Annotated in this window: 5 protein-coding genes; all 5 read right to left on the bottom strand. The window is 45.7% G+C overall.

Features of this window, described 5'->3' with window-relative positions; translation table 11 throughout:
- Window positions 1–75: 75 nt before the first annotated feature.
- Window positions 76–627: a hypothetical protein gene (locus tag WA1_RS28380; RefSeq protein WP_017749860.1), complete on the bottom strand. Its 552-nt coding sequence runs from the start codon at window positions 625–627 to the stop codon at window positions 76–78.
- Between the two features lie 126 nt (window positions 628–753).
- Complete coding sequence (locus tag WA1_RS28375; protein WP_017749861.1) at window positions 754–3,972, bottom strand: SdrD B-like domain-containing protein; 3,219 nt, start codon at window positions 3,970–3,972, stop codon at window positions 754–756.
- Between the two features lie 92 nt (window positions 3,973–4,064).
- Window positions 4,065–6,236: an OmpA family protein gene (locus tag WA1_RS28370; RefSeq protein WP_051077155.1), complete on the bottom strand. Its 2,172-nt coding sequence runs from the start codon at window positions 6,234–6,236 to the stop codon at window positions 4,065–4,067.
- Between the two features lie 198 nt (window positions 6,237–6,434).
- Window positions 6,435–10,502 carry an Ig-like domain-containing protein gene (locus WA1_RS28365; protein ID WP_158516711.1) on the bottom strand — a complete coding sequence of 1,356 codons (4,068 nt, stop codon included), beginning with the start codon at window positions 10,500–10,502 and terminating at the stop codon, window positions 6,435–6,437.
- Entirely contained in the window at window positions 10,499–11,428 is a 930-nt protein-coding gene (locus WA1_RS28355; protein WP_017749865.1) for a DUF11 domain-containing protein, read from the bottom strand. The genes WA1_RS28365 and WA1_RS28355 overlap by 4 nt, the downstream gene beginning before the upstream one ends.
- Window positions 11,429–11,770 lie beyond the last annotated feature (342 nt).

Below are 11,770 nucleotides of genomic sequence, written 5' to 3'. Positions count from 1 at the left end.
TTTCAGCAAGCCCTAATTAGAGGTGATTGGTTATTCGACTACTAACCACTAACCAATAACCACTAACCAATTAAACTATTTTTTCACTGGTTGGGGTGCAGTTGGTCGCTCCAGACTAGCAGTGAAAAAGTAAATGCGATCGCAATATTGGCTTTGGTTAGAGCAAACAGCTTCCACAGCAACATTGGAAACATTGCTTACATCAAGTGCCAAAGTAGTTGGCTGACCGGGCGCGACAGTGCGATTCTCAGCCTGTTTGCCATCCAAGTACACTTTCACCTCAACAGTTGTACTGTTTGTGCTGTTATCGCGCATTCCAAAACCTAGATTTAAAGTTTGAAACACTGATTGAGGACGGTTTTCGGGCTTAATATTGCAAGTGAGTGAAGCCGATCGGTAACCGGGTCCTAGATAAAATTGACTAGTATAAACTGCTCTTCCTATAGAAACATCAAGATTTTGCTCGCGAGCAGTGCCAAGTCCACTGTTAACACATTTGGCATTCAGCAAGGGTACAGGGCGCTGTGCCTTTTGCGCTTGAGCAATTTCGACCGTAGTAACAGTGGTAGCTAAGGATAAAAGTATACTAGTGGCGATCCCTGAAGCAATTAAACTATTTTTTTGCATTTTTGTCTAATAAATAAATTTGCAGCAATAGGCAAAAACAAGAATAATAATAACTTGGTTTGGTTAGTGGTTAGTAGTTAGTGGTTAATGGTTAGTAGGGGCGCAATGCCTTGCGCCCCTACTAAGTTAATCAACTCTGACACGGAAACGAATGTAAGCAGGGTTACCACTAGAAGCCCCAAAAGTGCCAAAGTTAACAATCACAGCACCCCTGCTATTTGTCTGGCTCAAGCAGGTATTGTTTGCAGGTAAAGGTGCTAGAGGAGTTAAAAATGTACCTTGGTCTGCACCAGTACCGCTACCAACAACGGCAATAGTACCGTTACTGTAACTTGTTCCTTCTGGAATTAAATCGCAGAATCTGACATCGTTCGTATTTTGAGCAAGGAAGTAGATTGTGTATTCGACTTCATCACCACTTTGTAAAGGAGTTTGAAGGTCGCGAATGCCGAGAACTGGTTGTAACTGATTGATATTATTGTCATCATCACCAGAACCGTCATCAAAAGTATTGAAATTGCCACTAATGGGCTGATTGTTTCTTAATACGTTGGTAATCCGCTTGACTAAGCGTAAGTTAGGTTCACCTGCACCTACAGCAGAAGCAAAGAAACCAAAGTCTACTGTGTCAATATTTTGACCGGCAGCTAAGGTAACGGTTTCTGGTGGAACTAGTGTGGGGGTGAAGTCCGCAGGACGATCGCTCACAGTCACTCTGTAAGTACCTACAGGTAAGTTGGGGAACAAATATCTACCGTTTTCATCAGTAGTTGCAGAACGGTTGATATCGTCAGGTGTACCTGATTGACCGTCAGGACCTGGACTTGTCAATGTTACGGTAGCGCCACTGATTCCCCTTTCTCCTGGATCTTGAGCGTTATTGCGATTGGTGTCAATAAAGACAGTATCGCCAATGGAACCGAGTTGCTGCTGTGTAAAACCAAAATCAGCCGTGTCAAGATTTTGACCTGAGGCTAGAGTAATGGTGGCTGGTGGAGTTTGAGTTGGGTTAGCACCTGTAGGTGGGTTGGAGACGGCGACTCTATAGTTCCCTGTAGTTAAATTGGGGAAGCTGTATCTGCCATTATTGTCAGTAGTCGCAGTCCGGCTGATATCATCAGATGTGCCAAACTGACCATCGGGTCCCGCACCTGTTAGGGTAATAGTGCGACCGCTAATTCCTGGTTCTCCTGCATCTTGAGTACCGTTCGCATTAGTATCTGTGTATACAGTGTCACCAATTGAGCCTAGTGCTTGCTGAGTGAAGCCAAAATCTGCTGTGTCAAAATTCTGACTGGCTCCCAAAGTAATGGTTGCAGGTGGAGTCTGAGTGGGGTTGAAACCACCGGGAGGATTGGTGACGGTAACTCTGTAATTCCCAGGAGGTAGACTGGTAAAACTGTATCTACCATTACCATCCGTAGTGGTGGTACGGTTGATGTCGTCAGGTGTACCAAATTGACCGTCGGGTCCAGCACCTACTAGACTAATGTTGCGATCGCTAATCCCTGGTTCTCCTGGGTCTTGAACGCCGTTGGCATTAGTATCAGTATATGCTGTGTCACCAATAATACCTTGTGCTAACTGAGTAAAGCCAAAATCAACGGTATTGATAGTTTGACCAGCCGCTAAATTAACGGGGTTAGGCTGAGTCAGTGTTGGGTTGAAACCAGCAGGCGGGTTGTTAACAGTAACTCTATAGGTACCTGGAGGTATATTGGTAAAACTGTAGTTCCCGTTGTTATTAGTATTTGTGGTTTGGGAAGTATCGTCAGGTGTACCAAGCTGACCGTCAGGACCCGCCCCTGTTAAGACGAGGGTGATGTTAGGAAGCCCTGGTTCTCCTGGGTCTTGGGTGTTGTTCCCATTAGTATCATTGAACACTGTATCCCCAATTGTACCGTTTGCTCCCGGTCGGAAACCAAAATCAACAGTGTTGAGAGTTTGACCACTCGCCAAAGTGATGGGATTGGGCTGAGTTAAAGTTGGTGTTAAACCAGCAGGAGGGTTGCTAACGGCTACTCGATAAGTGCTTGCGGGTAAATTCGTAAAATTATAGTTACCGTTGTTATTGGTAGTTGTGGTTTGGGTGGTATCGTCTGCTGTCCCAAGCTGACCGTCAGGACCAGCGCCTGTAAGGACGAGGTTAATGTTAGCAATTCCCGTTTCTCCAGGATCTTGAACGCTGTTACCGTTAGTATCAGTAAACACAGTATCCCCAATTGTCCCACCTGCTCCTTGCTGGAACCCAAAGTCAATGGTGTTAATGGTTTGACCGTCCGCTAGAGCGATCGGATTGGGCTGAGTCAGGGTAGGCGTAAAACCTGCTGGAGGCGTGGTAACAGCAACTCTATAAGTTCCTGGGGATAAGCTGGGGAAGCTGTAGTTACCGGTGTTATTGGTAGTTGTGGTTTGGGTTGTGTCGTCTGCCGTACCCAATTGACCGTCAGGGCCAGCACCCGTTAAAGTGAGGGGAACGTTAGCAATGCCAACTTCACCAGGATCTTGAACGCTGTTACCATTGACATCGTTGAAAACAGTATCGCCTATTATACCTGTTCCCGTTGGTACACAAATTTGTAGTCTTGTAAGACCAATGGTTTCATCTTGATCTGGCGCACCGAATTCTGTTCCCGGTTCATAGGTAATTTGAATTCGATTCACCGGATTGGCGATCGCAGCTGAGACGTTACCAAAGGATTCTGCGGGAAAAGCATTCTCAATAATACCTTCTGCAACGTTGCCAGTCACTCTAACATATTGACCGGGTGATACAAGGTTGACTCCAACAGGTGTGTTGCCGTTGAATGCATTGACTGTAACTCTATCTTGGTATACGAATTCTTCCCCGTTGATAGTGTCACGCGCACCATCTCGGTCAACATCTAAAAGGGTCAGGGGGGATGCTAAAGTGATTGGCTGTGAAAAGGTAATGGTGAGCGTTGCGCTACTACCCACAGGTGCTGGATCGTTAAGTGGAAAACCTATATTAAACCTCAGATTTGGTCCGGCAAGACCACCATAGACGTCATTGCTAATTAATGTTTGATTTTGATCGATAACTTGACCAGGGATGCTTTCGGTGAAACTAATAGTGGCATTAATTCCATTAATAGTCAGGTTTTGACTGGTAATTCCAGCAACGTTGTTAGCTGGATTCCAGTTGAGTGTCTGTGGCGTTGTATTAGCCGGACAACTTGTTGTTTGTGCTAACACCTTTCCACCTCCGGAAACGATCCCCAGTAAGGGAACTTGTGCGAGAGTGAAAAGTGATGTCAGTAGTGTTTGCTTGAATGTCAGAAAACGGGGTGTTTTTTTATCAATCTTATTAAATTCAGGAGTCACAGCAAATTCCCTATTGACAAACTAATGGAGGGAGTGGGGAGTGGGGAGACAAGGCGGAAGGTATCAATGCCCCATTCCCTATTCCCCATTTCCTATTCCCTATTTCTGTTCCGTCGCCGTTCGATTTGTAAATCTTGCTCTTGATCTTCAATGATGAGTTCGATACCTCTCACATCTCTGAAGATAATTTCGACTCGGCGATCGCGGGCGTAATCAACAATATCTGTACTACCAGGAACTTTCCTTCGACTTTCACCAAAGGAACGGATGGTCATTCTTTCTGGTGGGATGCCCTTGCGTAATAAATAATTTCTTACAGATAATGCTCTTCGTCTTCCCAGGGCTTGGTTGTAAGCATCGCTAGCACGGGGATCTGCGTGACCCTGTAATTCAATGACGATGAAAGGATATTGTTGCAGCACTTCTGCCACGCGATCGAGAACCGCAGCACTTTCTTGACTAATAAAGGATTTGTCAAGTGCAAAGTGAACGTTTCTCGGTACTTGTATCCGTATTGGTTCTGGAGGTATTTCTGGTTCTGGTTCTGGTTCTGGTTTGGGAGGTATGGGGCGAGATGTACATTGGGGGGGTTGTATTCTCTGTGGCTTTGTCTCTGGGGTAGGGTTGGTAAAAGTTCCACTCGTCCCAATAAATGCAGCAACAGCAGGTTCCGATGTTCCGTATTTGGGGTCGGTGGCGATCGCGCTTACAATCTCCCCATTTTGTAAATTTTCCACCGCAATACTAAACTTGCCTTTTTCGTCAACTTGTGCTTTACCTAAAGGTTCTCTTAAAGCTCCATAACCAGGTTCGTAGAGTGCTTGCTTACCTGTTTGATAATCACTCAAACGGTAAATCGTAACTTCCGAACCGGGGTCAGCTTTTCCTTGTAAAGTGACACTACTACCAGTAGGAACAAATGTCCTTGTGGCAAATTCTGGAGCGTTAATTGCAGCATTACCTGTATCCAGTCGGCGATTGGAAGAATTGCGTCGGGGATTGGGACCGTCACCTCTTTGAAAATCGCTGACATCCAGATTTCCTTGAGTATTGAGGTCAATGCTCAACCCTTCTAGCGCTGCAAATTTGTTGTCAGTGATGACATTGCCCTTGCTATTAGGGAAAGCCGACACGACAACACCAGGTCCAGTTTGATAGTCAATTTCATTTCCTATTACCTGATGGTTTCTGCCCATCAAGTAAACTGCTGCCCGTCGCAAACGCCTGCCATTGTAAGTGATGCGGTTATTCTGGATTTGAACATCTCCTTCTGGTTTAAATAAATACACCCCAGCACCATCGTTAGCACAAATTAAATTGCCAACAATCTGGGATTTATTCACCACACCTTCAAATCGCAAAGCGTCTGGCATTCCAGCTAGCCCGTTACCAACAATAATATTTTCAGAAACTACCGTATTTTCACCGCGCACAGAAGTAATAATAGCACTGCCTTCATGGTAGTAAATACGGTTCCGCCGAATTGTTGCTCCTTGAGAGTTAAAAACATAAACTCCAAAAGCTGAGGTTGACTCTGGTAGTTTTTCATCCACAGTCAATCCCAACCAGTTGTTTTCAATCACAACGTTTTTTGGAGGAACATTTTTTTCATAAAACGGAAAATCATCATTTGGGGGTTGCTGTTGGCGGGTATTTGGGGGTGGGAGAGGATGAGAAATAACTATATCCCCTGGTGGTGTGGTTAAAGTGGCTGGTTTCGGCTTGCCATCATATATTAGTAAATTGCCCAGTTGCTGCTTAACTGGGCTAGCTGTAAAACCGTAAAGGCTTAAACCCCGAATTGTGATGCCATCAGCAACCACTGTTAAACCGCGAAAAATTTCGCGCTCTGGTGCGGGAGAAATCGCCACCACAGGAATTGGAATAGCAATTTCAGCAGTCGCCGAACCAGAAGCATCGTATCCGGGCTGAGTAGTGCCATCTATAACCAATCCTGGAGCAGCCAGATCGGGTAATTGTTGCTGTAACTGGATGGCAGTGGCTCCCCCAGGAAGATTAAACTCAATGCGAGAACTGCCATTACTTGCTGGTTGGATTTGTGCTTTTTCTGCACTGCTTAACTTTTCGGCAGAAAGCGTACCGTTAGCCAATTCAATGGCTTCCCGTAAAGTTAGCTGCTCATCAGCTTTAACATCACCATCTTGATTGCTGTTTACTACAATTCTGAGGGAGTTGGGAGTGGGGAGTTGGGAGTTGCGAGTTGGAGGTGTTTGTGTGATTCTTCCCCATTCCCGATTCCCCATTCCCCATTCCCCAGTTTCCAGCCCGTATGCAACACCCGAAGGTAAAAGACAAAGGGCGATCGGTAATAAAACTAAGGGATTAGGGAGTAGGGAGTAGGGAGTAGGGAAATGTTGTCGTGTTATTTTTCCCCAGTCCCTATTACCTATTCCCCATTCCCTATTCCCCAATCGAAGATAAACTTTGCTCTTGAACATCACTCACTCCTCTCCACCACTGAATCTGCGAAAAGCCGCTCGCTTTTTGAGGGAATTAATTAGCTTAATTGTGGACTTTTGTAACTCAAACAATTTTGGATTGTGGATTGTGGATTGTGGATTGTGGATTGTGGATTGTAGATTGCGAAATTTCTCCATTCCCCATTCCCTATTTTTCAAACGTTGAATGAGTTTTTGAGTGGGGAGTTGGGAATTTTTCTTAATTCTTCTTCCCCATTCCCCATTCCCCATTCCCCACTCCCTATTACTAATTTCCGACTCTCGCTGCTGCTTGGGTACGGGCTTTTGCAATCCAAAGCCACCCAAAAGTTCATTCAGTTTGAGGCTGATATTGACGTAGAAACCTCCTTCAGATCGGTAACTACTAAAATCACGGTCATCGTCCACACTGCCAAAGCTATAACCTACACCTAAGCGCAGATCGGGTGTTAAGTAATACCCACCTTCTACGGCAACACCAAACTGATTATAATCCGATCCACTGTCAAAACTTTGTCCTATCCAGCGTCCTTCCACAGCTAAATCGGTTCGGTAACCAAGTCTGTAAGTTGCTCTGAGTTGTGCCAATTGGGTATTACTATCGTTAGTCTGGTTGTTGCCAAGATCGCCGCTATTTGCTAAGCGAAAAGCGTACTTACCATAGAATTCCCATCGCCAGTTGGGGGCATATATTCCTTCACCTGAGAGTACGTGAGCGTTTGAGTCTCTATCATTGCTAAATTCTGGGATTGAACCGTAGTTTTGACGCCACTCGTATTTCAGCAATCCATTGAATTTATCACTGTTTGGATCGCGATACGCTACACCAAATCTGAGGTTGATAGCGTCTCCCAAGTCGTCCACTCTGCCTACAAATCCAGAGGAACTAGGGCTAGAGGGGAGATACACGGGGATATTTGCCCCACCTGCTTGTTGAAAGCGAACTAGGGCTGTGAGGGCGGGTGAGAGTTTGCCTGCTGCTCCTGCTGTGATGACGAGGTTATTGTCATCATCACCATCACGATATTCAAACTTCGCACCAGCTTTAAAGTTGGGATTATCGGTGTAGTCCAATCCAATGCTGTAAACACTACCAGCAAACAGCCCTAATGAAGCCGTATTGGAACCCGTAACAGAGGTTTGGAATATTCCGTCTGCGGCATTGTTATTAAATATGTTCTTGAAGACATATTGGTAACCCACGCTCAGTTTCAAGCCGGGAGCGATGCGAGCACCGTGATTGATTCCTACGGCTCCTTGACCTTGTAAGCCGTTGAATCCAGATAAAACTGAGTACTGACCGCTCAGGAGCGTATCATCAGAAAATTTGTGCTCGAGTATCGTGTCTAATGAGGTGATAGAGTTGCCTCGTAATACGCTGCTGTCATCGTAAAACTGGTGTGCTAGTCGGAATGTGACTCCTGGGTAAGCCTTCCAGTCTAATGCCAGGGTTGTTCTGTTGGGATAGAGTGGGTCGCTATCGCCCAAATTCAATTCATTTTGAGCTTGGAAGGTCAAAGCTTGAGTGAGGGGTAGCTTGAGCCGAGATACCAACTGACTAGCATCGCCTTCAAATTGATCGCCCACACGGTCTTCGCGGGAACGGTTGACGTACTCCAAACTGAAATCGGAAAAACGACCAATAAATTTAAATTTTTGTAAAATTCCAGCGCGGATAGTTTCCAGTTCGTTATTGACTCTAGAACCAAAACTAGCAGGTACTGGTTCTGGATTGAATACGTCAAAAAACGGTGTAACACCTAAGGAACGCCCGAAGTTCTCTTCGTAGTCGTATGCGGCTGTCAGGAAGGTGGAGTCGGTGACTCTGGCTAAAAGAGAGCCTCCATAGCGTGTTTGTCCTGCTGTGTAGCTATAGGTGGCGTTGTTGGAGAAACCTTCGTCAGAAGAACGATAATAGGCTCTGGCTCGAAGGCGATCGCCAATATTGCCAATAGCTTCTAATCTATAAGCATTACCCGTTCCATCCTCTCCATTGAGGAGGCTACCGCTAGAGCGAGCAAATTCCCCAATAATCTGACCGCTATTTCCTAAAGAGACAAGGAAATCTGCTCCATACAGTTCAAAGTCTTGACCATCTTGGTATTCCCGCAGGTAACTACCTCCCAGGAAAGTTTTATTATCTGTCTCCTGAGAAATGTTGAATTGTACCCGCCCTCCAAGAAGAGTAGACGTTTCCTCTCCTTCGTCCGGTTGGTAGGAGACAACAAGCCGTTTTACCAAAGTCGGACTGAAGGGCTGTGTTGATACGGCGAAAACCGATTTATAAAGCTTAAGCGTTCCTCGGTCATAGTCAATTTCGTAATCTCGACCGCGAAATAGTTGTTTGCGGTCTAAAATTGTACCGGGACGGTTGATCTCTTCTTCTTCCAAATAGACGCTTTCACTCCCAGGAACCAGCAAACGCCGTGACAAAAAGTAGTCACCACTTGTACCGTCGGGAACGATAATATCTCTGGCGTAACCTTCAATGTTGTTAGCGTATAAACCTGTGATTTGAACAGGTCCAAAGCTGAAGTTCCCCTTGAAACCATGTAGTTGACGGTTTGTAGCAGTGTACAGTTGGGAGACTCTGGCAAATTCTTCAGTATTGTAGTCCCCCCACATGGCGTAGTCAGGATCGGCTCCTAACACGGGGCTGCTGCGCTCAAAGCGAAGATAAACACTGTCTATCGAAGGTGCTGTGGAAGTGACGGTAGAACTGTCACCGTAGACGGGATATTGTTGTTCGCAAAGCTGATCGGGTTTGCCAAATAAGCGCACATTACCATTACAGTCTTGATTGAGAGGGCGATCGCTGTTATAGGCTCCTGTAAACAACCAATCTCCGACTTTACCTGTAGCAAAAACGGCTGCACTTAAGTCAACCTCAGTTCCTTCATCCAAATCTTGTGGAACAAATTCACGAAAACTTCCCCAGTAATTTGTGCCACGAGCACCTATCCGTAAGTTTACTACCCCAGTTGCCAGTGAAGGTCGCAGGTAGGTTGTAAATTCTACCTGGGTATATGCTTCTATCGGGGTATCTTTGAACTTTTCAATGCTCGAATTATCGGTTTGTTGGGGGAAGGGGGTGTCGTTTAAAACACCTCTTTGTCCAAAAAAGGGTGAATCTTTGATAACGTCCCTGTCTCTTCGGAAGGGGTTTTGTGTCCTAATACTTTCTACCGCCGCCCGCACGCGAACTTGTTGGGGTTTAATATCCGATTGCAAAGTGGCGGTAAATTCTCCACCGCGTGCTATTACCTGAAACCCTCCTTGGTCTTTATCTTGGTCAGCGCCTATAAATTTCCCCGCACTGGATGTCAGGGTGACCACTATGTCCTCACGGATTATTTGACCATTTTCATCGGTCACCTGTCCCGTGAACCTAATAGTAGAACGTCCATCCGCTTGGACTCGTGGCTCGCCAACAGGTACAATGTCAATTTTTATTTGGTCGCCAATTATCTCTGAGGGAGTGGGGAGTTGGGAGTTGGGAGTGGGGGAGGGGGAATTGGGATTGGGAGAGGGGGAGACAGAGGGAGTGGGGAGTTGGGAGTTGGGAGTGGGGGAGGGGGAATCAGGATTGGGGAGTTGGGAGTTGGGAGTGGGGGAGGGGGAATCGGGATTGGGGGAGGGGGAGACAGAGGGAGTTGGGAGTTGGGAGTTGGGAGTGGGGGAGGGGGTGAGGGGGAGAGTGGGAGAGGGGGTGAGGGGGGTAGTTGGGAGTTGGGAATATGAAGTAGGAAGCGCAATGCCTTGCGCCCTTACGGGAGTTGAGAGTGGTGATATTTCCCCATTCGCCATTCCCCATTCCCTATTCTCTGGCACGTTAGTTGCTTCAGCACGGGAGAATATGGCTTCGCCTACAAAGGAAGGTAAAACGACTGCCACAAAGGCACTCCAAATACCTAAACTAGTACGGGTGCAAGGCATTGCGCCCCTATTAACTAGGGTGGAAGGCAACATGAATAAAGAATAGGGAATGGGGAATAGGGAATGGGGAATAGGGAATTCCTTCTTCCTTTTTCCTTCGTTGGTAACTTTAACTTCAAGCTTTCTTGTTTTCATCGCTTATCCTCTGAAAACGCAGGCGTAACACCAAAATTCACTCTTGCCATACTATTAGGCGCTAGCTTTACTAGACGTGATTGACTGTTCCTTTCAATGAAGTATGTGTTAGGTGCCAAACCATAGCCTGGTAAGCTTGTCAAGTCTAGTGTTGCTGTTCGATGTCCCGGAATGACATTTGCTAGGGAGAACAGTCCTTTAGGATCGGTGACGATGCGATTGCCATCATCCATATAGATTACGGCATTAGGAATTCCTGGTTCGTTTGGTTGCTGTTCGCCATCAAAATTTTTATCAACAAATACTCGTCCAATCAAGGTACCGCAATCTGAGACTATTCCGGGTCGAATTCTCACTAGGTGACTGGCTTGGTTACTTCTCAAGTTTCCAGAACTTGCTTGTGCTAAGTTTCTGCCAGTGCCTTGAATGGCATCTGGTGTGACTTCAACGGCATAACGAACATCTAAAGTTTGATTGGGTTGTAGTGGAGTTGTTGAGGTGATTGTGACTGTACGATTTGATGTCGCGTTAGCAGTCAAAGGCACTTGCGTACCTCCTATGGAACCTTGCAGTGTTCTGGGCACAAATTGCAGCCCTACAGGTAGTCTGTCTGCGATCGTTAAATTGGGTAATGATGACGTACCCGAGTTTCTAATAGCAAGACGGTAAATGACATTGTCGCCCGGTTCAGCAGCTGCGCGATCGCCTGTTTTCAGTATCTGTAAAGCAGCTTGACCTGCTCTGAATGTGACGGGATTGGACGATCTTGTTTCCGTAATGTTGCCTGCACCAGAACCAGCGGTATTTGTGATTACTCCCGTTGGCGTCTGAGCTACAGACGGCAGGAAACTGTAAGCAAAAATACCTGAGATGGTAAAGGTAAAAAAGAGGCTTTTATGCCTCAGCCATGAGGATATAAAAGTCATTGCTCAACCGATAACAAAGGTTTTTCTTTCGTTTAGGTTTCTATAAAACAACCTAATTTTTTCCGTTAATCCTAAACTCTCTTTATGAGTCAGATTTTTACTCTTGAAAATCCTGTCAGAGATAACAACATGGATTTTCAATATGAGGGAAGTTTGAGTTTCGGCACTGAAAAATGTATGCATACCTCAAAACTAAGATTGAATCACAGATATGTAAGCTTTTGCTTTTATAAGGAAAATATTGCAGATAACTTCATAAAAGTGAACTCTTGCAGTTACGACAGTGCTTCCATTGCAGTGAGCAAGCAACAATCACAGAAGCAAGCGTTGTATGCAAATAGT

Source organism: Scytonema hofmannii PCC 7110 (genome assembly GCF_000346485.2).
Taxonomy (GTDB): Bacteria; Cyanobacteriota; Cyanobacteriia; order Cyanobacteriales; family Nostocaceae; genus Scytonema; species Scytonema hofmannii.
Note: the sequence above shows the minus strand (reverse complement) of the source record. Positions and strands in the feature narration are given on the sequence as shown.